Source organism: Erythrobacter sp. S259 (assembly GCF_057364965.1).
Map to the genome: position 1 here is coordinate 2,643,313 of NZ_CP200286.1, position 21,624 is coordinate 2,664,936.

Annotated in this window: 22 protein-coding genes and 1 pseudogene; 4 read left to right on the forward strand and 19 right to left on the reverse strand. The window is 57.7% G+C overall.

Going from position 1 to position 21,624, the window contains the following annotated elements; genetic code table 11:
- The first annotated feature begins 3 nt into the window (after window positions 1–3).
- Window positions 4–990 carry a sterol desaturase family protein gene (locus AC0V60_RS12490; protein ID WP_486178780.1) on the forward strand — a complete coding sequence of 329 codons (987 nt, stop codon included), beginning with the start codon at window positions 4–6 and terminating at the stop codon, window positions 988–990.
- Between the two features lie 10 nt (window positions 991–1,000).
- A pseudogene (locus AC0V60_RS12495) lies at window positions 1,001–2,588 on the forward strand (GMC family oxidoreductase).
- A gap of 151 nt (window positions 2,589–2,739) precedes the next feature.
- Here AC0V60_RS12495 and AC0V60_RS12500 read toward each other — a convergent pair.
- The 18 genes from AC0V60_RS12500 to glpX form a co-directional block, all read right to left on the reverse strand.
- Window positions 2,740–4,062: an ammonium transporter family protein gene (locus AC0V60_RS12500; RefSeq protein WP_486178781.1), complete on the reverse strand. Its 1,323-nt coding sequence runs from the start codon at window positions 4,060–4,062 to the stop codon at window positions 2,740–2,742.
- A 19-nt stretch (window positions 4,063–4,081) separates the two neighbouring features.
- Window positions 4,082–4,420, reverse strand: a complete 339-nt coding sequence (locus AC0V60_RS12505) for a P-II family nitrogen regulator (protein ID WP_223072075.1) — start codon at window positions 4,418–4,420, stop codon at window positions 4,082–4,084.
- A gap of 243 nt (window positions 4,421–4,663) precedes the next feature.
- Window positions 4,664–5,236: a pyridoxamine 5'-phosphate oxidase family protein gene (locus tag AC0V60_RS12510; RefSeq protein ID WP_486178782.1), complete on the reverse strand. Its 573-nt coding sequence runs from the start codon at window positions 5,234–5,236 to the stop codon at window positions 4,664–4,666.
- Window positions 5,237–5,255: 19 nt separating this feature from the next.
- On the reverse strand, window positions 5,256–6,125 hold the full coding sequence (locus AC0V60_RS12515; RefSeq protein ID WP_486178783.1) for an alpha/beta fold hydrolase: 870 nt from the start codon (window positions 6,123–6,125) through the stop codon (window positions 5,256–5,258).
- Between the two features lie 36 nt (window positions 6,126–6,161).
- Window positions 6,162–7,682, reverse strand: coding sequence for a peptide chain release factor 3 (locus AC0V60_RS12520; protein WP_486178784.1), 1,521 nt, complete (start codon window positions 7,680–7,682; stop codon window positions 6,162–6,164).
- A 21-nt stretch (window positions 7,683–7,703) separates the two neighbouring features.
- Window positions 7,704–10,082: a phenylalanine--tRNA ligase subunit beta gene (gene pheT / locus AC0V60_RS12525; protein WP_486178785.1), complete on the reverse strand. Its 2,379-nt coding sequence runs from the start codon at window positions 10,080–10,082 to the stop codon at window positions 7,704–7,706.
- Window positions 10,079–11,179: a phenylalanine--tRNA ligase subunit alpha gene (gene pheS / locus AC0V60_RS12530; protein WP_486178786.1), complete on the reverse strand. Its 1,101-nt coding sequence runs from the start codon at window positions 11,177–11,179 to the stop codon at window positions 10,079–10,081. Before pheS ends, pheT begins: the two co-directional genes overlap by 4 nt.
- 78 nt (window positions 11,180–11,257) lie before the next feature.
- Window positions 11,258–12,157: a helix-turn-helix domain-containing protein gene (locus tag AC0V60_RS12535; protein ID WP_486178787.1), complete on the reverse strand. Its 900-nt coding sequence runs from the start codon at window positions 12,155–12,157 to the stop codon at window positions 11,258–11,260.
- Complete coding sequence (locus AC0V60_RS12540; protein WP_486178788.1) at window positions 12,148–13,104, reverse strand: helix-turn-helix domain-containing protein; 957 nt, start codon at window positions 13,102–13,104, stop codon at window positions 12,148–12,150. The genes AC0V60_RS12535 and AC0V60_RS12540 overlap by 10 nt, the downstream gene beginning before the upstream one ends.
- 169 nt (window positions 13,105–13,273) lie before the next feature.
- Window positions 13,274–13,633: a 50S ribosomal protein L20 gene (gene rplT, locus AC0V60_RS12545; RefSeq protein WP_486178789.1), complete on the reverse strand. Its 360-nt coding sequence runs from the start codon at window positions 13,631–13,633 to the stop codon at window positions 13,274–13,276.
- 24 nt (window positions 13,634–13,657) lie between these two features.
- The gene (gene rpmI / locus AC0V60_RS12550) at window positions 13,658–13,861 is read right to left on the reverse strand and encodes a 50S ribosomal protein L35 (RefSeq protein WP_486178790.1); all 204 of its coding nucleotides are present in this window, start codon (window positions 13,859–13,861) and stop codon (window positions 13,658–13,660) included.
- A gap of 280 nt (window positions 13,862–14,141) precedes the next feature.
- Window positions 14,142–14,573: a gamma-glutamylcyclotransferase family protein gene (locus tag AC0V60_RS12555; RefSeq protein WP_486178791.1), complete on the reverse strand. Its 432-nt coding sequence runs from the start codon at window positions 14,571–14,573 to the stop codon at window positions 14,142–14,144.
- The gene (locus tag AC0V60_RS12560) at window positions 14,570–15,400 is read right to left on the reverse strand and encodes an inositol monophosphatase family protein (protein WP_486178792.1); all 831 of its coding nucleotides are present in this window, start codon (window positions 15,398–15,400) and stop codon (window positions 14,570–14,572) included. Before AC0V60_RS12560 ends, AC0V60_RS12555 begins: the two co-directional genes overlap by 4 nt.
- A 9-nt stretch (window positions 15,401–15,409) precedes the next feature.
- Window positions 15,410–15,769 carry a ribose-phosphate pyrophosphokinase gene (locus AC0V60_RS12565; RefSeq protein ID WP_486178793.1) on the reverse strand — a complete coding sequence of 120 codons (360 nt, stop codon included), beginning with the start codon at window positions 15,767–15,769 and terminating at the stop codon, window positions 15,410–15,412.
- Window positions 15,769–16,704, reverse strand: a complete 936-nt coding sequence (locus AC0V60_RS12570; protein ID WP_486178794.1) for a ribose-phosphate pyrophosphokinase — start codon at window positions 16,702–16,704, stop codon at window positions 15,769–15,771. Before AC0V60_RS12570 ends, AC0V60_RS12565 begins: the two co-directional genes overlap by 1 nt.
- A 110-nt stretch (window positions 16,705–16,814) precedes the next feature.
- Complete coding sequence (locus tag AC0V60_RS12575) at window positions 16,815–17,486, reverse strand: hypothetical protein (protein ID WP_486178795.1); 672 nt, start codon at window positions 17,484–17,486, stop codon at window positions 16,815–16,817.
- 106 nt (window positions 17,487–17,592) lie between these two features.
- Window positions 17,593–18,114, reverse strand: coding sequence for a hypothetical protein (locus AC0V60_RS12580; RefSeq protein WP_486178796.1), 522 nt, complete (start codon window positions 18,112–18,114; stop codon window positions 17,593–17,595).
- 3 nt (window positions 18,115–18,117) lie between these two features.
- Complete coding sequence (glpX, locus tag AC0V60_RS12585; RefSeq protein ID WP_486178797.1) at window positions 18,118–19,167, reverse strand: class II fructose-bisphosphatase; 1,050 nt, start codon at window positions 19,165–19,167, stop codon at window positions 18,118–18,120.
- Window positions 19,168–19,245: 78 nt separating this feature from the next.
- Between glpX and AC0V60_RS12590 the strand changes: the two genes are divergently transcribed.
- Together AC0V60_RS12590 and AC0V60_RS12595 are read left to right on the forward strand one after the other, a co-directional pair.
- Window positions 19,246–19,902 (forward strand): hypothetical protein, encoded by a 657-nt coding sequence (locus tag AC0V60_RS12590; protein ID WP_486178798.1) that lies wholly within the window; start codon window positions 19,246–19,248, stop codon window positions 19,900–19,902.
- Window positions 19,899–20,204 (forward strand): hypothetical protein, encoded by a 306-nt coding sequence (locus AC0V60_RS12595; RefSeq protein WP_486178799.1) that lies wholly within the window; start codon window positions 19,899–19,901, stop codon window positions 20,202–20,204. Before AC0V60_RS12590 ends, AC0V60_RS12595 begins: the two co-directional genes overlap by 4 nt.
- A gap of 7 nt (window positions 20,205–20,211) precedes the next feature.
- On the opposite strand, the gene AC0V60_RS12600 is transcribed toward AC0V60_RS12595, so the two are convergent.
- Window positions 20,212–21,585 carry a homoserine dehydrogenase gene (locus tag AC0V60_RS12600; protein ID WP_486178800.1) on the reverse strand — a complete coding sequence of 458 codons (1,374 nt, stop codon included), beginning with the start codon at window positions 21,583–21,585 and terminating at the stop codon, window positions 20,212–20,214.
- Window positions 21,586–21,624: the final 39 nt, after the last annotated feature.

Sequence of the window (21,624 nt, forward strand, 5' to 3'; positions counted from 1 at the left end):
ACCATGCCTGATTTTTCGCCCACCCAATACGCTGTGCCGCTGTTTGTGGTCGCCGTGCTCTCTGAGATGATCTGGGCAAGGTTTCGCAGGCCTGAAGTGTATGAGCCCATGGACACGCTGGTTAGCCTTGGGTTTGGGCTTGGTTCGACCGTTGCAGGCGCTTTGTTCGGCGGGTTTTCCGCGTTCGTTTTCATCGAAGCCTATGAGTACCGCCTCTTTGACATGGGCCCGCAATGGTGGAGCCTTTGGTGGGCATGGCCCTTGTGCTTCATTCTTGATGACCTCAAATATTATTGGGTCCACCGTGCAGGGCACCGCATTCGCTGGATGTGGGCCTCTCATGTGAATCATCACTCTTCGCAGCACTACAATCTATCGACTGCCTTGAGGCAAAGCTGGACTGGCTCATTCACCTTTGGGTTGCTCTTCGCGGTTCCCCTTGTTCTGTTAGGCTTCCACCCGGTCATGATCGCGATCTGCGGCGGGTTTAACCTCATCTATCAGTTCTGGATCCATACTGAGGCAATCGGCCGGATGCCACGCTGGTTTGAGGCAGTGATGAACACGCCAAGCCATCACCGGGTCCATCACGCCACAAACCCGCGTTATCTCGACCGCAATTATGCCGGCGTCTTTATCGTTTGGGATAAGATGTTCGGCACCTTTGAAGCGGAGCGTTCAGCAAGGGAGGGCGGCGAACCCATCCGCTATGGCATCGTCAAGCAGCTCGGCAGCTTTAATCTGCTCTATGCAGTGTTCCATGAGTGGACCGGGATGCTCACCGACATTTGGCGTAGCCCCTGGAAGCATAAGCTTTCCTACCTCCTGCGCGAGCCGGGTTGGACCCACGATGGTAGCCGCGACACCTCTGACATGATCCGCGAACGTTGGCGTCAGCGTGAAGTGAACACTTCCTTCGTGGAAACCGACCAAGTGTCTGATCAAAACCCGATTGCAGGCAACGGGGAAACTGCTAACTCTCCTCTCTAAAGGAGAGATCATGGAGAGTTTTGACTACATCGTCATTGGCGGTGGCAGCGGGGGCAGCGCAGTTGCGGGGCGGCTGGGCGTTGATGGCACGCGGCGCGTGTGCTTGTTGGAGGCTGGCGGCCGTAACAACAATATGATCATCAAGACGCCGGGCTTCATGCCCTTCATCCGAAATTCCTCGAACTATAAATTCGATACAGTCCCGCAAAAGGGCCTCAACGGCCGGATCGGTTACCAACCCCGCGGGCGCGGCCTTGGCGGGTCCTCTGCGATCAATGCCATGGTCTATATCCGCGGCAACCGCTGGGACTATGACAATTGGGAAGCCATGGGCTGCTCTGGCTGGGGCTATGACGATGTGCTCCCCTATTTCCGCAAAGCCGAAAGCAATGAGCGGGGCGCCGATGACTACCACGGCGGCGGCGGTCCGCTGTTTGTATCAAACCAGCGCGGCATAAATCCGGCGAGCGAAGCCTTTGTCGATGCGGCAGGCGAACTTCAGCTCAAGCGCAATGATGATTTCAACGGCGAGACCCAGGAAGGCTTTGGCCTTTATCAGGTGACCCAGCGCGACGGTGAACGCTGGTCGGCAGCGCGCGCTTATGTTGAGCCGATCCGTGAGCAGGGTAACATTGATATCCGCACCGACACTCTGGTTAAAAAGCTTATTATCGAAGAAGGCCGCGTTACCGGCGTTCAAATCCGGCGCGGCAAGAAGTCTGAGACGCTGCATGCACGCAAGGGCGTCGTACTCTCAGCAGGAGCCTTTAACTCCCCGCAAATCTTGATGCTTTCTGGTATCGGGCCTGCTGAGCATTTGAAAGAGCACGGCATTGATGTGGTGCTGGATAAACCGGCGGTTGGTTCAAACCTGCAAGACCATATTGATTATGTATCGGGCTGGGAGACGGAAAGCGATGTTCCGATTGGCGGCACGCTAAAAGGCACGCTCAAAATGGCCGCCGCAATTCTTGAGCACCGCAAAAGCCGCACTGGACCTATGACCACCCCCTATGCCGAAGGCGGCGGTTTTTGGACCGTCACAGACGGCGCGCCCGCGCCTGATGTACAATGGCATTTTGTGCCCGCTATTCTCGAGGATCACGGGCGAGAAAAGGTCAATGCGCATGGCTTCTCTCTTCACGCCTGCGTACTGAGACCCGAAAGCCATGGGACAGTGCGCCTTGGGTCGCGGGATGCAGCCGCTCCGCCTGTGATCGACCCCAATTTCCTTGATGATGACCGCGATATCGCGGTTATGCGGGGGTGTGCGCTTATCTCACCGCATCGTGGATGCGCCCGCTATGCAGGCTTACGGCCCGACGGACCGCCACCCGATTAACCTCGATAATGACGACGAACTCGATCATCTGATCCGTAATCGTTCTGATTCGGTCTACCATCCGGTGGGCACCTGCCGAATGGGCACAGATGATGATGCAGTGGTTGATCCGGCGCTGAAAATGCGCGGGCTCGAAGGGCTTTGGATAGCGGATGCGAGCATCATGCCTAAGCTTGTCAGCGGCAACACCAATGCCCCAAGCATCATGATCGGCGAGCGCTGCGCGGACTTTATCAAGGCAGCCGAAACCGCCTGATCCCAATCTGCCAGTGACCAACAAAAAGAGGCCGGAGCGTATAGAGCGCTCCGGCCTTCACTAGTTTGTTCGTTCGCAGGAGGAACGTCGGTTGGTGGGAGAAGGGAGGGATTGGAGAGAAGTCCCTTCCCCCACCAAACTGTTTGCGCTCTTACCGAGCGAATTCAGGATAGGCTTCGACACCGATTTCAGCTTTGTCGAGGCCGTTCATCTCGTCTTCTTCCGAAGGACGCACACCGATGGTGTATTTGAGAGCGAGCCAGACGACAGCCGATGCAGCCGAGACCCAGACAGCGGTGAGAAGAACACCGACTAGCTGACCCACAAAGGTCGCATCACCCGTCCAAGCAACGATCAGCGTGCCCCAGATACCCGCGATGAGGTGGACAGGGATTGCGCCGACAACGTCGTCGATTTTGAACTTGTCGAGAAGCGGAACGGTGAAGACCACGATCGCGCCGCCGATACCGCCAATAAGGATCGATTGTCCCACGGTTGGCGCCAAAGGTTCAGCAGTGATCGATACGAGGCCAGCCAGCGCGCCGTTAAGCGCCATGGTGACGTCCGCCTTTTTGTACATGACCTGAGTAAGGATGATTGCGACGACCACACCGCCGGCTGCTGCCATGTTGGTGTTGACGAAGATCTTCGAGACATCAGAGGCATCGCCAACAGTGCCCATCGCAAGCTGCGATGCACCGTTAAAGCCGAACCAACCGAGCCACAGGATAAATGTACCCAGCGTTGCAAGCGGAATGTTCGATGCAGGGAAGACGTTCACTTTGCCGTCTGCGCCATAGCGACCAGCACGAGCGCCGATGATAAGTGCGCCAACAAGAGCTGCCCAGCCGCCGGTTGAGTGGACGAGGGTCGAACCCGCAAAGTCGCTGAAGCCGTGCACGCTATCAAGATAGCCGCCGCCCCACTCCCAGCTGACAACAACTGGGTAGATGATGCCGGTAAGGACTGTCACAAAGATGAAGAACGGAACGATCTTCACGCGCTCTGCCACGGTGCCCGATACAATCGAAGCGGTGGTCGCACAAAACACCATCTGGAAGAACCAGTCAGACGCGACCGAATAGCCGGTGCCAGTGTCTGCTTCGCTGACGCCTTGCATGGCGTATGGGAAGCCAGCAACGCCGAAGAGGCCAAGCGACCCTTCGGCAAAGCCAGGATAAGCGATCGAATAACCAATGACCCAGAACATCAAACCGGCAATCGAATAAAGCCCGATGTTCTTAAGGCACTGAGTGGAGGTGTTCTTGGCGCGAACAAGGCCAGCTTCGAGCATGGCAAAGCCAGCGGCCATCCACATCACAAGAAAGCCGCCAATCAAGAACAGCAGAGTGTTGAAAATGTAAGCCGTACCAGCGGAAACGACTTCCGCATCTGGCACAGCAGCCATTGCGGGCTGTGCGACAAGCGCAGATGCACCAAGCAGTGCTGCGCCTTTTAGGAGAGTTGTTTTCATGTTTCTGTTCCCCGAAAGCTTAAAGTGCGGTTTCGCCAGCTTCGCCCGTGCGGATGCGCGTTGCGGAGGCGAGGTCGAGAACGAAGATTTTGCCATCACCGATTGCTTCGGTGTTGGCGGTTTGCTGAATGGTTTCGACCACTTGGCCAGCGATCTCATCGCTCACCGCAATTTCAAGCTTCACCTTGGGAAGCATGTTCGTGGAGTATTCTGCACCGCGGTAAATCTCGGTCTGTCCCTTCTGTCGGCCAAACCCCTTGACCTCAGAAACAGTCATTCCAGCGACCCCAATGGCGCCCAGCGCTTCGCGGACCTCATCGAGCTTAAATGGTTTTATGATGGCGATGATGAATTTCATCCTTGCCCCCTCTTTAGGTTTTAGCCGGCCTTTCCGGCTCGCTTGAAAAAGCAAGGAGCGTGCCAGTTCTAACAAGAGCGTGATCGTCGCTAGGGAATCCAAGCCAAATCCTCCCCGGAACCCGGGGTTGCCCGAGTGCTACACACAACAGCGTGCCCTATTTTTAATCTTCTGTTTATTTTTTAGGCAGCAGTGAGTGCAATGCAGCGATTCTGGGGCCCTCGCGCAATATTCTAACTACACCTAGGCGTCGCCGGCAATATAACGATCAGTGGGCCGCGTTAGGAGGCCATCAATACTCGAAGTGCGTCCAGCCATTTTGGCTTCCCAATCGGCAGGGTCAGATTGGCGGTGCGCTTTCTTAAGCGTCTCACGCTCGCCCTCAAACGTCATGAAGGGGATGCCCCAACCGCACGAGGTTTGTACACTCTCAACCTCGATCACAAAGATCTGCCTCGTCCCGGGAAGCAAGATGAAATTCGCAGCCAACTCTTCCCACTGGGCATCTTGAGGAAGAACAGGCCGCCCTTTGCCATAGATGCGCAAAATCAAGGCAGGCTGCTGAAAATTACAGACCATTAGCGTGATGCGGCCCTTGTCAGGCTGATCAGCCATCACGTGGGCATGTGTTTCATTGCCTGAACCGCCCAGATCCAGATACGCCACCTGTGTGGGTGAAAGCACGCGGAAGGCGTCATAGCCCTTGGGACTAAGGTTGATCCGGCCCTCGCTTGCAGCGGTCGCCACAAAAAACACCCCCTGCGCCTCGATCATGGCCACATGCTTTTCGTTCAATGCATCGAAAAATTCAGCCATGGATCAAACCTCCTGAAACTTAGAGAAAATCGCGCAGAACGCTCATAAAGCGATCGAATTTGTCATGGTGAAGCCAGTGCCCCGCCTCTTCGAATTCGATCACGCTGGCCGTTTTGAAGTGCTCTAGCCGCCCATCCTTTGCAGGGTTGGAGGCCCAGCTCTTCTCTCCATAGAGCAACAATGTTGGGCACGTTATCGCGCCCCAGACCGCCTCTATAAACTCGTCCGCCACATCTTCGACTTGCCACACATTGAGGTGCGGATCGAATTTCCAGCTGTACGTGCCGTCCTCATTACGGTTGACCCCGTGAATGGTAAGGTGGCGCGCCTGTTCCTCGGTGAGGTAGGAGTTCTCGTCAATCATTCGGGCGAACGCCGCTTCGATACTCTCATATTTTCGCGGAATGCGCCCTGCGGCCCCGCGTTTCTTCTCGATCCATTCGCGCATACGCTCAGCATAAGGCGTCTCGCGCTGCTTTTCCTTCCTCTCTGGTGAAGGTCCAAGGCCTTCGATCGCCGCCAGCTTCGTGACCATGTCGGGGAACATGCCGGTGTAACGTAGAGCTACATTTCCGCCCATAGAATGCGAGACGATAGAAACCGGTCCCCGGCCCAGCTGGTGGACCAATTGCGCGAGGTCATAGACCATATCGTTCGAGGTGTAGTTCCCGTCAGATACCCAGTCGCTATCCCCATGTCCCCGGTGATCCATGGCCACGACGTGATAATCGTTGGCCAGCTCTTCGGCGGTCCAATCCCAGCTCCTCGCATGATCGCGGCCGCCATGGACGAGTACCAAAGGCGGCGCATCGTGATTTCCCCAATCAACGTAATTCAGTTTGAGACGCTGCGAGATGAAGCTTTGTGATGTGGGGCCTGAGTGGGTCATGGCTCCCCATTGCCGCGAACGGCTGGCTCTCGCAAGCTACCTTTCCTTAGTGGCGGAAAATGTAAGCTCAGGGTTCTTTTCCATCTGGTAATTCACATCCCAAGGTGACTTGGCCATAAAAACCAGATCGCCGTCCCGGTCACGGGCCAGATTGGCGCGGTTGAAGCCTTCGAATTCATCCAAAGCCTTCGCATCGCCTTTAAGCCAGCGCGCAGTCGCAAAAGGAGAGGCTTCGAGCGCTGCCTCAACTTTGTATTCCGCCGAGAGCCTCGAAATGAGCACGTCGAGTTGCAGCTGTCCAACGACGCCGACGATGTGCTGTGCGCCAATCTCGGGGTAAAAAACCTGAATCACGCCCTCTTCTGAGAGATCATCCAGCGCTTTGCGAAGTTGCTTTGTCTTGGTCGGGTCCTTCAATTGCACCCGGCGAAGGATTTCTGGCGCAAAATTGGGCAGCCCTGTGAAACGCAGCTGGTTCTTCTCAGAAAGCGTATCGCCCACTCTCAGCGTTCCGTGGTTGGGAATACCGATAATGTCGCCCGCTTCGGCTGTATCGGCAATCTCGCGGTCCTGCGCAAAAAACAGGATCGGTGAGTGGATCGCAATCGGTTTACCCAGCCCAGACGGAGTCAATTTCATGCCGCGTTTAAACGTGCCCGAGACCTGCCGCATAAAGGCGATGCGGTCGCGGTGGTTGGGGTCCATGTTGGCCTGAACCTTGAAGATAAAGCCCGAGACCTCGCCGTGATCGGGTTCGATCTGTTCACCTCCGGCAGGCTGCGAACGGGGCGGCGGCGCGATCCTGGCAATCGCTTCAATCAGCTCGGTCACGCCGAAATTCTTGAGCGCCGACCCGAAGTAAACCGGCGTCAGATCGCCGCTTCGATAGGCTTCAAGATCGAACTCAGGATAGCCCACTTGCGCAAGTTCAGCCTCTTCGGCGAATTCTTCGGGGATGGCTGGATCGCTGTCCCGCTTGCCGAGAAATTCTTTGGACGGCCCCTCAGGACGGCTTACTGCGCCAGTGGCGAAATCGAGGATACCCTCAAACTGTCCGCCCATGCCAATCGGCCAGCCTTGCGGGCTCACATCAAGCGCGAGCATATCGGCGACTTCGTCCAAGGTCTCAAACGGGTCGCGGCCTTCGCGGTCCACCTTGTTGACGAAGGTGATGATCGGGACATTGCGCAGGCGGCAGACTTCGAAAAGCTTGCGCGTCTGAGGCTCGATACCTTTGGCCGCGTCAATAACCATAACCGCGGAATCCACGGCGGTCAGTGTGCGGTAGGTGTCCTCGGAAAAGTCTTCGTGACCCGGTGTATCGAGCAGGTTGAAGGTCACGCCCTCACGCTCAAAGGTCATCACGCTGGACGTGACCGAAATCCCGCGCTGCTGCTCGATCTTCATCCAGTCCGAACGCGCACGCCTTTGATCCCCGCGAGCCTTTACCTCGCCTGCCAAGTGGATCGCGCCGCCTTGCAGCAGCAGCTTCTCGGTAAGCGTGGTTTTACCAGCGTCAGGGTGCGAGATAATCGCGAAGGTGCGGCGATTGGACATAGAAGTTCAGATGCGCGAGCGTTAGCCGCGCAGCTCAGCCCCCAATTTGGCCGCAGCCGCCACAACGGTATCGGCAATCGCTTTAAGGTCTTTGTCCTTAAAGCTCTTATCCTGCGGCTGAAGCGTCACTTCAATCGCGAGTGACTTTTGCCCCTCGGGAACGCCCTCGCCGGTAAACACATCGAAAACGCGCGCGGCGGTGATGTTCACCTTGTCCGAACCGCGCACCGATTTGAGCAGGTCCTCCGCCGCCAGATCGGCAGGAACCAGAAATGCAAAATCGCGCGTCACCGTTTGGAGCGCAGGCGGAGTGAAACTCGGGCGGGCAAAGCTCACCGCGCCCTTACCCGCTTTCTTCGCAGGGATCGCATCAAGATGTATACCGAGCGCTGCCACTGGCACATCAATCCCAAATTGCTTGAGCAGTGTTGGGTGGATCATGCCAAAACTTGCCAGCTGGTTCTTTGGACCAAGGCGCAAAGTGGCGGATTGCCCCGGGTGATAGAGATCACCGGCATCACCCATGACTTGCAGCTTTCCGGCAGGCGCGCCAGCAGCCTCTAGCAGGGTCAAACACATAGCCTTTACATCATAAGCATCAAAGCTTTGCGCCTTGCCATTGGCCCAGCCGCGCGGGGTCTTATCTCCCGCAAGCACTGCGACCAGAGAGGGATGCTCGCCGTCTTTCAAATAGCGCCGACCAAGTTCAAACAGGCGCACGCTGGAAAGACCGCGGTCGAAGCTGCGCTGTGCGGCGGACAAAAGCCCAGGCAATAGCGAAGGCCGCATGACCTTCATGTCTTCGCTGATCGGGTTGCCGAGCGACCACTCACCGCCGCCCACAAGCGCCGCCTCTTCCTCGCTGATGAACGACCAGGTGATCGCTTCATTGAGGCCAGCACCCGCAGCAGCGCGGCGAAGTTTGCGCTCCATTTTCTGCATAGGGGTGGCCGTGGGGCGAGCAACGCCATCAAGGCGCGGCAAAGGTACACTTTCGACTTTATCAAGGCCGTGAATACGCACGATCTCTTCGACAAGATCAGCTGGTCCTTCGATATCGTTGCGGCGAAGCGGGCATGTGACTTGCCAATCGCTCGCGACATCAAATCCAAGGTTCGTGAGGATAGTGCGCTGCTCCTCATCCGATACGTCCACGCCGCCAAGGCGCTTGGTCAGGACCGTGTCGAAGGCCACGACTTTAGCCTCGCTTGGAGGAGAGCCCGCCTGCACCGCTTCGCTCGGCGTGCCGCCAGCAAGCTCGGTGATAAGGCCTGTCAGCAGATCGAGCCCTTGGCTGAGGAACTCAGGATCAACGCCGCGCTCAAACCGGGTGCGTGCATCGGTTGCAAGGCCAAGCTTGCGCCCCGTGATGCCCGTGCGGGCTGGATCAAAGTACGCGATCTCGAGCAGCACATCGGTGGTCTCATCCGAAACACCCGTCTCTTCGCCGCCCATAATGCCGCCAATGCCTAGCACTCTTGCCTCATCGGCAATTGCCGTCATGGTCTCATCGAGGGTGTAAGTCTTCTCGTTAAGAGCCAGCAGCTCTTCGCCCGCCTTTGCGCGGCGCGCGGTGATCGAACCTTGAAGCTTTGCAAGGTCATAGACATGACTCGGGCGGCCAAAAGCCAGCATCAGATAATTGGTGAGGTCGACCAAGAGCGAGATCGGCTTTTGACCAGCCGACTTCAATCGCTGCTGCATCCAATCGGGCGATGGACCGTTTTTAACGCCCTTCACCACCCGGCCAAAGAACGCAGGGCAGCCCTCAGGATCGTCGGTACGAATTTCGATAGGGCAAGCGCCAGAGGCGTCGAAAGATGGCACGGCGATAGGCTTCAGAGTGCCAAGCCCAGCAGCCGCGAGATCGCGCGCAATCCCGTACACGCCCATGCAATCGGGACGGTTGGGGGTAATGGCGACGTCAACAATTGGCGAAGAACCTTGATAGTCGGCAAAGCTGTGACCGACGCTGGCATCCTCTGGCAATTCGATAATGCCATCGTGATCGTCACCAAGGTCTAGCTCGCGCGCGGAGCACATCATGCCGGTGCTCTCGACCCCGCGAATGGCCGCTTTGCGCAGCTCCATTCCGTTGGATGGGACCACAGCGCCGGGAAGACCCAAAACGCCCTTCATGCCAGCGCGCGCATTGGGAGCGCCGCAGACAACCTGCACTGGCTCACCTGCCCCTGTGTCGACACTGAGCACTTGAAGCTTGTCGGCATCAGGGTGCTTTTCAGCGGTGAGGACATGCGCAACGCGGAAGCCTGCGAGCAGCTCAGAGGGGTCTTCAACGCCTTCGACCTCAAGGCCGATAGCGTTCAGAGCATCGGTGATCTCTTGGAGACTTGCCCCGGTTTCGAGGTGATCTTTCAGCCATGTGAGTGAGAACTTCATGGGCGCACTCCAACACCTGCAGATAGGGTCGGCTGATCATAGGGCGAGAAGCCGTAGTGACGCAGCCAGCGCGGATCACCATCGAAGAAGGCGCGCAGATCGTTCATCCCATATTTGAGCATGGCAATCCGGTCGATGCCGAGGCCAAAAGCGAACCCTTGGTATTTGTCGGCATCAATGCCAGCAAATTCGAGCACGCGGCGGTTGACCATGCCCGAGCCGCCCAGCTCCATCCAATCATGGCCCTCGTCATCACCGTGGCCTCCAACGACGCGGCGGTCCCCTTCATTGGAGTAACCAACGTCGACTTCGACGCTAGGCTCGGTGAAAGGGAAGTAGGATGGGCGCAGACGCAGCACGATATCTTCGCGTTCAAAGAAGGCTTTGAAGAAGGTCTCCAGCGTCCATTTGAGATGGCCCAAGTGAATGTCCTCATCCACCACAAGCCCTTCGACCTGATGGAACATCGGCGTGTGCGTTGCGTCTGAATCTGAACGGTACACCCGGCCTGGCGCGATCAAGCGAATGGGCGCCCCTTGATCCTTCATGCTGCGGATTTGGACCGGCGAGGTGTGCGTGCGCAGCAACATCGAGGCACCATCCGCCGCCTTGTCCGGGAAGTAGAACGTATCATGCATCGCACGCGCTGGATGGCTTTCATCCATGTTGAGCGCGGTGAAATTGTGCCAATCGTCTTCGATCTCTGGCCCGGTCGCAACCGAAAAACCCAGGTCAGCAAAGATCTCCGCCAGCTCGTCCATCACCTGGCTCACCGGGTGGACCGAGCCTTGCGGTTGGTCAGGCGCAGGCAAGGTCAGATCAATCGTCTCACTCGCCAGCTGCGCTTCCAACTCCGCTGCTTCAAGCGCCGCTTTCTTCGCATCAATCGCACCGGCCACTTCGCCCCGCACCGCTTGGATGGCAGGCGCGGCTTCTTTGCGCTCATCCGGGCTCATTTGCCCAAGCGTTTTTAGCGCCAAACTCACCCAGCCCTTTTTACCAAGGGCCGCCACGCGCTGCTCTTCGAGCCGCTCAAGGTTCGCTGCCGCTTCAATCGCCGCAAGGGCCGCTTGTTTCTGATCTGTCAATTCGGTCATGAAATCCGCTTTCCGGTGAGCGGGTCCGCTAGCGAGAATCGCGCGCACATGCAAAGTGCGTTTCGCATTCAGGAGCGATTAGTCGGTCTTCGGATCATGAAGTGCCTGCACCGCCTGTCCTGCAATCGCCATGCGAGCCTTTGCTGCTGCCATCAAAAGGGGCTTATCAAGCTTAGCATATGCGCTCGGGCGCATTCCCATGAAGTACCTGAAATCTCGAACAAAATGCGCCTGGTCGTGATAGTGTTGGTCCAGCGTACTCAACCAATTGAGCGAAGGATCGAGCATGAATTGCGAGAGGCTGCGCAAAAACCGCTGCCGCCGCAGCAACAGCTTTGGCGAAAATCCGAAAGCGCGTTTAGAAAGTCGTTCAAGTGAACGCACGTTCATGCCGGCTTCCTCTGCCAGCGCGGTCACGGTCCCAATCTTGGCGTCAATCAAAGCCGAGTTCACCCGCAGGATTGAGCGCATTTCGTTGGTTTGGCGCAAAGGTAACGCCTCGATATGCGTCTCGATAAGAGCCAGCTCCTCGTCAAAGCCGCCATCGCTATTGGAAAGCGCGTGAGCCAATGGGTGGAAGGCTGCGAAAACAGGATCCTGCCTACCGTCTGCAACCCGGTCTGTGTAATCGCTTACCGGTGCATCAAACAGCGCCGCCCAGCCGAGCGGCAAAAGACCTATGCCCCAGCTTCGCCCTGTTCGCATGCGAAAATGGGGCGCGCAGGACGTGGGACCTGTGACAGAAAATTCGGGGACCGGCTCAAATGGCTCCCCGTCCATCGAGCATTCGGACGCTCCGGCATTGATAAAACGCAGATTGGCCCATTCAGGGTGCAGCCGGTCTTCAATCGGGGGGGCAACGCCGGGCGAATAGGCCTTTATGCGATAATAGGTTGTGACATATGAGGCGAGCCTTTCGCTCGGGAGCGCAAAACGGATTGCCACCTGGTTGCCCGTCTCACTCTCCATTACCGGCATTTATGCGGCTCTTTGCTGCACCGGGTTTTGTGCGGTTTATCAAGAGCCTGTGCAGCGCTGCCCCAAATGCGTTCCCGCGCTTCCATAAAGGAGGCGAGAACGGGGTGGTCCAAACTTGCATATTTGGTCGGTGTCATCGTCATAAATTCGGTGAATTCGCGGGTGAACTGGGCCTGGTCATGGTATTCCTCATCCATAGCCTCGGTCCATAAAGCACCCCGATGAAGCATGTAGCTTGCAAGACTGCGCGTGAAGCGCTGTCGCCGCATAAGGCGTTTAGGGGTGAAGCCGAAATATCGCCGGCATACGCGCTCAAGCGTGCGCATGCTCATCGCGCAGGCATCCGCCAAATTGGCAACGGCAAGATTATCGCCCTCTACAAGGGCCCGGTGGACCCTCACGATCTTATCCTCATCCCGGCTTGGCCGCATCAATTTTGCCATTGTTTCGCTGAGTGCATGGAGCTGTTCACCTTGTTCGGCGCCGGGGTCGCACAGGATATCGGAAAGCGCGTCGAATTTTGAGAACACCGGGTCTTTGCCGCCATCCAACAGAGCATTGCTGTAATCAAACGCATCCGCCTCCACCAATCGCGCCCAGCCAAGCGGCAAAAGGCCAATGCCCCACATACGCGCCGGGCCTACTCTAAACCGGCAAGCAACCGAGCTTGGTCCAGTCACGACAAAGCGGGCGCCTGCAAGCTTGTGCTCACCAATGTGCGATACCGGGTAAGAACCGCCAAAGAAGCGCAAATTGGCCCATTCTGGCTGGAGATAATCCTCAACGACGCCGCCATCAGCAACATCAAGCTTCAATTGATAGAATGTGGTGAAACAATTTTCGAATTGAGGGGACGGCGGATGGAAAGTCGCGCGAACCGAATGCGCAGCGCCGTCGTCGTCTGATGAAGTGCCTTCACCACTTTTTGAAATTTGCCTCTCACCCATACGCCTTGATTGGCTCAATTGTCGAAAAACTACAAGTTTATCGTCGGGTTTTTACAAGTAATCAATTGATCCATTTTGGATGCAAAAGGGGCCGGAGCACCTCAATTAGCGCCCGGCCCCTTTTGTCATTACCTTTACTTGGCGCGAACGCACAGCTCAGGAAACCGGCTTACGCCGGAAGCGCGTCTTTCGCCTGAGCGATGATCGCTTTGAATGCTGCTTCTTCGTGCATTGCAAGATCGGCCATAACCTTACGGTCAAGTTCGATCCCAGCCAGTTTCACGCCGTGCATGAACTGCGAGTATGTGAGGCCCTCGGCACGAACCGCCGCGTTAATGCGCTGGATCCAAAGCGCGCGGAAGCTGCGCTTTTTCGCCTTACGGTCGCGGTAAGCGTATTGGCCTGCCTTCTCGACCGCCTGACGGGCGACGCGGATCGTATTCTTGCGGCGGCCGCGGTAACCTTTGGCCTGATCAAGAAGACGCTTGTGTTTCTGGCGCGTGGTAACGCCGCGTTTAATGCGTGGCATATCTTAAATCTCCTGACTATTCGATCAGTTGAGGCCGTAAGGCGCCCACTTTTTGACTGTCTTTGCATCAGGGTCCGCTGCGACCGTGGTGCCGCGGTTCTGGCGGATATACTTTGCATTGTGGCTGATCAGACGGTGACGCTTACCAGCAACACCGTGCTTCACTTTGCCAGTTGCGGTGATCTTAAAGCGTTTCTTCACACCGCTTTTGGTCTTAAGCTTGGGCATTTTCATCTCCTTATTCGGAAGACACGTTTGACCAGCCCTGGCAGCCCTTGTCGCCAGGCCGGACTCGCAAATTCGTGTCGGAAGCTGCGCCACATAGCGACTTGACGCAGAAGTGCAAGCGATTCGGTGGCCCGCCGCAGGAGATGAGTTAGTTCATAAAACACCTCCTTGCCCCCGGACATTGGACACAGCCTGGTCCAAGAAGACAGCAACACCAAATTGGGGCGCGCCCGGCTGCAAGTGTGACAGGCGTTTGCCATGTAGGAAAGCGCGGGCTTGCTTATCCGCCCGAGTATGCGCGGCGTCCCGTCTCCTCCAGCCACTGCGCAAAGTTGCCGTTTGCGATGGGCTCCGAGCCTTCGGGCAATTCATCGGTCCAGATGTAGGCATCGGCAGTGGTGTCACCGTAGCCATCCCAGCCATCAACCGGCACGGCCTGCCTTGTGTAGCTGTCACCCTCAAACTTATCGACTGGGGCCATATCGACGTGGCTCGCCTCATGGATCATGCCATGAACCACGGTGGAGTAGCGCGCCTGTGTGACGATGAGAGCGGGATGCCAGCCATGCTCAGTCGGGATCGCATAAAGCGCCCCTTGCGTCGTCGCCGCTGCTCCCATGCCGAGCCCCCTCAAGAACGGCCAATCACCGCCGTCAGGGCCGAGACCTTCTTGGAGGACGCCGTAGAAGAAGAGGTGGGCGGGCTGGGTCAAGGCAGCTTAAACGTATCGGGCGAGAGCTGCGCATTCGCGGGCATCTCCGATGATCCCATCGCCGCCAGCACATCTTCGAGCCGGGCCGGATCGCCCAGCGCAATGACCGAACCATCGCTATCCGCATCCAATGGGTTGCCTTGCCAATCGCTCATCATGCCGCCTGCGCCCTCGACCACAGGGACCAATGCCGCATAGTCGTGGAGCTTAAGGCCGCTTTCCATCACGAGGTCGATGTGCCCGCTCGCCAGCAGAGCGTAGTTATAGCAATCACCGCCATAGATCGGGAAAGGCATTTTGGGATAGGCATTGGTGACGACGTTCAGCCATGCGTCCGCCTCTCCTGCGCTAAAGCAGTGAGGCGAGGTGGTGGCCATGCTCATGCCTTCGACCGCGCGGCAGGGCCTCGTCTTGACCGCTTTGCCGTTGAGGGTCGTGACCTCGCCCACACGCCCTGCCCAGCGTTCGCGCTGGATTGGTTGGTCAATAATGCCCAGCACCGGCCAGCCGTCTTGCATCAGAGCAATCAGCGTGCCGAAAATCGCGCGGCCAGCGATAAAACTTTGCGTGCCATCAATCGGGTCGAGCACCCATTGACGCCCTGCGCCCTCGTTCGTGCGGCCATATTCCTCACCGATGATCCCATCATCGGGGCGCTCTTCTTCGATCATTTTGCGCATGACCGCCTCCGCGCCGCGATCAGCCTCAGTGACGGCTGAGGCGTCTTCCTTGGTCTCCGCCTCCCAGTCGCCGCGAAATAGCGGGCGGATGACGGAGCCGGCAGCATCAGCAAGGCGGTTGGCGAAGTCGAGATCAGCAGGGGTCATGAGCGTTCTTTAGCGATCCTGCCAGTATTCGAAAGCCCGCTTTTGGTGGAGCGTAACATAGGCTTTCGCCTCCGGCCCTTTCCAGTCCAGAGGCCACTTACCGGCCATATTGTCTGCCAAGGGTGAGCGGTTCACAAACCAACCCTGCCCCGGAAGCCCGTCGGACTGGCGCACCACCAGAACCGCGAGGTCTGGCTCGCCATCTTGCCTTCCGTTTTGGTCAACAGCATCAAGAACCGAGCACAGTGCACGCATCTTTGACCGCGTGAAGCGGTAGCCGAGCAATTGCAGCATTTGCGAATAAGTCAGCGCATTGCCAGCGCGCGCTGCGCCAATGAGGAGTTCCCGGACTTCACCGGGATCAAACATCAATCAAAGAGGCTCGAAACCGAGCTTTCATCCGCAATCCGGCGGATCGCTTCGCCCACCAATGGCGCAATCGGCAGAGCGCGGATTTTGCCTGAGGCCTCGGCGGCTTCAGTCAGCTGGATCGAATCGGAGATCACCAGCTCCTTCAACTTAGAGCCGTCGATGCGCGCCACCGCGCCGCCTGAAAGGACGCCGTGCGTGATATAGGCTGCGACCGACTTTGCGCCGTTTTCCAGCAGTGCTTCGGCCGCGTTGCACAAGGTGCCGCCCGAATCGACGATATCGTCAATCAGGATGCAGTGACGGCCAGAGACATCACCGATGATGTTCATCACCTCAGATTCGCCAGGCCGGTCACGGCGTTTGTCGACAATTGCAAGCGGTGCATTGTCCAAACGCTTGGCTAGAGCCCGCGCGCGGACCACGCCGCCCACATCAGGCGAGATAACCATCAGGTCATGGTCGCCATAGCGCGCCTGAATATCGGCGGCCATCACGGGCGCTGCGTAGAGGTTATCGGTTGGGATATCGAAGAAACCTTGGATCTGCCCTGCGTGCAGATCGACAGCGAGCACTCGGTCAGCGCCTGCCTCTGTGATCAGGTTCGCGACCAGCTTGGCTGAAATCGGAGTGCGCGGGCCGGGCTTTCGGTCCTGACGCGCATAGCCAAAGTAAGGGATGACCGCTGTAATCCGCTTGGCCGACGCACGTTTGAGCGCATCAATGCAGATCAGAAGCTCCATCAGATTGTCATTGGCGGGATAGCCTGTGGGCTGCACCAGAAAGACATCTTCGCCGCGCACATTTTCGTGAATTTCGACGAAAATCTCTTCATCGGCAAAGCGGCGCACGCTTGCATCTGTCAAAGGGATTTCAAGATAGGCCGCAATGGCCCGGGCGAGCGGCAGGTTTGAATTGCCTGACATGATCTTCATGTGTGCGAATCCCCGTATTCGGTCTGGAAGTCCCGCCTAATGGAGCGTCATTGAATTGCAACATGCGAACTGGCGATTGCCCTCAGTTTCGGTGCATGGTGGCCCCAAAATCACTCATCGTGGACGAAGATCACCTGATCTGCATCGTCCACCCTGACCCAAACCTGATAGTAGCCCGCCTCGTGTTCGCCGCGTTTGTTGGCATCAGGTTTAGGAAGCCCGGTGCGCGCATCAATCCACTGCAACGTGGCTTCTCCATCAACAGCGATGCGCTTTCCGCCCAGACGCTGTATCATGGTGAACATATTGAGGTCGAAATTGGCATCCTGACGGCACCCACGCACATTTATCCGGCCCGGCCTAAATTCGCCCGGGTCACAGACCCGCGCGCGGCGCAGAATATTGTAAAGCGCATCGGGCTCAATCGCGATGGTCAAGGTTCCAAACCGCGCATAATCGGTACGGGAGCTAACGAAAAACAGCTGTTCCAGCGATCCGCTAATGCTTTGCCCGCCGCCCTTGATATCCAGCAAGAAACGGCCTGCGCGCGCCTCGCCCTCGCCCGCCTGAAAGGCCCTCTTCAACGCTTCGCTGGGCGTGATACAGCCGCCTTCGCAATCGGGAGAATGCTCTAATGCTGCGCTGAGCGGAGCGTCCTGCGCGGCAAGCTCTGCCAAGCGGGCGTCAAAGACAGGACCAGCCGAAGGGTTTGCATTCTCGGCGCTCAGCAAGGCGCCTTGCGCGAGGAATAGCGATGCCAAGAATACGCGGGCAGCAATCAAGGGACAGGTCCGTTAGGTGTTTGCGAAGTCGGCCAAGCTTTCGGGTCCAAATAATGAACCGGCGCTGAGCAGATTTGCGTCTATTGGGCGCTTCTGAGCGAACACGTCAGATTTTGGCGATTAGCTTTTTGGCTCGGCCTGCAACCGATTTGCGAGTATCTTTGGCGAGGCGCTCGAGATGCGGGATCAGCCAATCACGCAGATCCGCATCCGTTTTCGACCAATTGAACAGAGCTTCCATCGTGTTGTTGAGCACTATCCAATCGTCGTGCTTGGCCAGGTTGCGCTGCATGATGGATAATGCACCTCGTTCTTGCGCGGGCGTCATATCAGGCCGGAGGGCTCCGAACAGATTTGCCAAAGTCCACTGCGCTGAGGGCTGATCGAGCGCGCCGATCTCTTCGATAAAGCCGCCGATGTAAGGGACGAGCAGGTCGTGTCGTTCAGCCTCAATTCGGCGCATCGCATTGGAGACGCGCAGGCGCACAACTTCGTCGTCACTGCGGTAGCATAGGTAAAGTTCATCGAAGCGTTCCGGGCTCGCAAGGACCGTATCGACAACTTCAATGGTGCGGCCCAGCGAGTTCGAGTGGCCGCCGGTCAGCATGGTCTCGAAGCTCTCTGCCATCCCTCACCCCCGGTGCGGCGTGATCCGGTGCTCACCCGTGATCCACCTGACCGTGCCGGACGAAGCACGCATCACCACGCTGTCGGTGGTCATGATGGTCGCGCCGGTCGACTTCTTGCGCTTCTTGACGCCTTCCAACAGCGATCCGTCTGTCACACCGGTCGCAGCAAAGATGCAGTCTGTTTTCGCCAGCTCTTCGAGCTTGTAGATTTTGTTGAGGTCGGTGATGCCCCATTTCTTGGCGCGGGCTTTTTCATCGTCATTGCGAAAGACAAGGCGCCCGTTGAACTGGCCGCCAACACACCGCAAAGCCGCTGCCGCCAGCACGCCTTCAGGCGCGCCGCCTTGACCCATATATATGTCGATGTTGGTGTCCTGATCGGTCACCGCAATCACGCCGGCCACATCACCGTCACCGATAAGATGAACGCCGCAGCCAATGCCGCGAAGTTCCGCAATCAGATCAGCGTGGCGCGGCCGGTCAAGTACGCAGACATTGATTTCGGATGGCTTCACCCCTTGGGCCGCCGCAACCGCTTCGACGTTGTCTGTGGGGCTTTTTGCAAGGTCGATTACGCCGGCTGGAAGTCCGGGACCAACGGCGAGCTTATCCATGTACACATCAGGCGCGTTCAAAAGGCCGCCTTTTTCAGAGGCTGCAAGAACGGCGAGCGCATTAGGGCCTGCTTTGGCCGTTATGGTGGTGCCTTCAAGCGGGTCCAAGGCGATATCAATCTCAGGACCTTTGCCCGGTGCACCGCCCACTTTCTCGCCGATGTACAGCATGGGCGCTTCGTCGCGTTCCCCTTCGCCGATCACCACCGTGCCGTCCATGTAGAGTGTGTCGAATGCGCGGCGCATGGCCTCAACCGCTGCTGCGTCCGCTGCTTTTTCGTCGCCGCGTCCAATCAATTGCGCAGCAGCCACAGCCGCTGCTTCGGTGACACGGACCATCTCAAGCACCAACACACGGTCAATCGCATTTTCGGCGTCTGCCTCTTTTGCGGCCAAAACATCTGTGCCATTAGCAATACTGTTATCGGTAGTGTTCATGGGGAATTCAGTCCTTATGCGCCCTTAAGGGTTGGGGCTCTCTAATACCCTTCAGCGCTTAGCCATGAGGATACAGGCTTGTCGAGCATTCCTATGCAAAACCCACAGGTTGTGAGCCATTGTCGGGCCGGCGGCGTTATCGCAATTGGTGCCCTTCTTGCCGTGCTTGCAAATCCCTTGGCAGCGCAAGATGACGAAGGTGTGACCGCTTCTGGGGATGGTAATGGCAGCCCTTTGCAGGCGCAGGGGGCAAGTTCGCCAGCTCCGGTGACATTACCCGAAAGACGCGTTCTCGATTTAACGATCACCAAGCCGCGGAGCGAATCTGACCAATTGCTCGAGGAAGATTGCGAAGAGGAAGCAGACGCAGGCCGTATTGCAGGGGAGATCGTGGTCTGCCGCCGACTTGGCGAGGACACCGATGGTTCCTGGAACAAGGAAGAATTTGAGCGCGCCTATGCTCAGCGCACTCAGGGCGGACAACCGGTCGATGTGGCAGGTGGCGGGATATTCAAAGGGCCAGCAACCGTCAGCGGACTTTGCGTTATTCCGCCATGTCCGCCTGAAGCTGCGCTTATCATCGACATTGAATCGCTACCACAAGCACCTGAAGGATCGGATGCAGACCGAATCGCCCGCGGCCTTCCTCCTTTGGGACGAGATGGTGAATTGAGCCCGGAGGAAATCCAACGGCGCCGGCGTGCCGCAGGATTGGACGCGCCCGATCTTCCATGAATGCGAAGGGCCACATCTCCGAAGGTATTAAGCTCAAAGCCTTTGCGAAAGCCGCAGCGTTGGTCACGCTTTTACAGACATCCTCGCCATTGCTTGCTCAGGGATTGGCGGAAGAGCGCGCGAACTCCGGGCCAGAAGAGCCTGAGTTTGCCCTTGATCTGACCCTGCCCGACAGGCGCACTGCTGCGGCCACCAGCCCAGAATGTGAGGCACAGATAGATGCAGCGCGCATTGCCGGTGCACCTGCGGGGTCAGATGCGGACCGGATCGCTCGCGGCCTCCCGCCTTTACGCGGCGACTAAACGCCGATCAATTCGGCAAAATCGGGAGCACCAGCGGCGCACCCGTCAAGCTGTCAGAGCCCTCAAGAAGCTCAAGCGCGCGCACGATGTTCGCCTCTGGCCCTTCATGCGTAACCATTGCGACAAGAACCTCGCCATCTTCACCCCCGCGCCCCTTTTGAATGAGGCTTTCGATCGACACATCCGCATCGCGCATCGCCGCTGTGATCTCTGCAAGGACGCCGGGGCGATCATTCACTGTGAAACGCAAATAAGTGCGCTCTGTGCGGCCTCCCGGCTCAGCAGGGCTGAGCGCTGCCAGTTCGCCGGTTGGCATAGAGAAAGGTGCACCCACATCGCCGCCTGTGACACTTGCGCGCGCGATATCAATTATATCGGCCACCACCGCGCTTGCCGTTGGCCCGTCACCGGCCCCTGCGCCCTGGAAGAGCAAGCGGCCCACGAAATTGCCTTCTGCAACAACAGCATTGGTCGGCCCATCAACAGAGGCAAGAGGGTGATCCTTTGCCACAAGGCATGGCCGCACACGCTGAAGCAATTTTGGCCCGTCCGCGTCTCGTTGGACATCTGCTTCACCGATCAGGCGAATAACGAAGCCAAGCGTATCAGCTTGCGCAATGTCAGCTGCACGCACCTGGACAATGCCGGTGGTCCCAACATTGGCGAAATCAAGCTCGACCCCGAAGCCGATGGTCGCAAGGATGGCAAGCTTGTGCGCTGCATCAATGCCTTCAATATCAAATGTCGGATCAGCTTCAGCGTACCCAAGCTTTTGCGCCTCGGCGAGCGTCTCGCCGAAATCTGCGCCTGTGGCCTCCATCGTGGTCAGGATGTAATTGCAGGTGCCGTTCAAAATACCGTACACCTTGGTCAGCGCATTGGCACTTGTCCCTTCACGAAGGCCCTTCACCACTGGGATACCGCCTGCCACAGCTGCTTCGAATTTAAGCGCAAGACCTGAACCCTCGGCCGCTTTGGCAAGCTCCATTCCGTGATGCGCGACCATCGCTTTGTTGGCTGTCACAAGGCCCTTGCCGCCATTGAAGGCCGCCCGCGAAAGAGTGAGAGCAGGGCCGTCAGACCCGCCGACCAGTTCGACCACCACATCCACATCACCGCGCGATGCGAGAGCGGTCATGTCGTCTTCCCACGCAAAACGCGTGATATCGACGCCGCGGTCCTTGCCGCGCTCGCGTGCACTTACAGCCGTCACCTCAATGGCCCGGCCTGCGCGCGCCTCGATCAAATCGCGGTTGGTGTCGAGCAAGCGGATGACACCGGTTCCAACGGTGCCGAGCCCGGCGATACCAATTCGAAGGGGGCCTACGCCATCAGAACCGGAGCTATCAGGTTTGAGACGTGGAGGGGTGTTCGTGGCCAAAGGAGTGCTCCGATTGCAGTTGCCAGCAAAGAAGCGCCC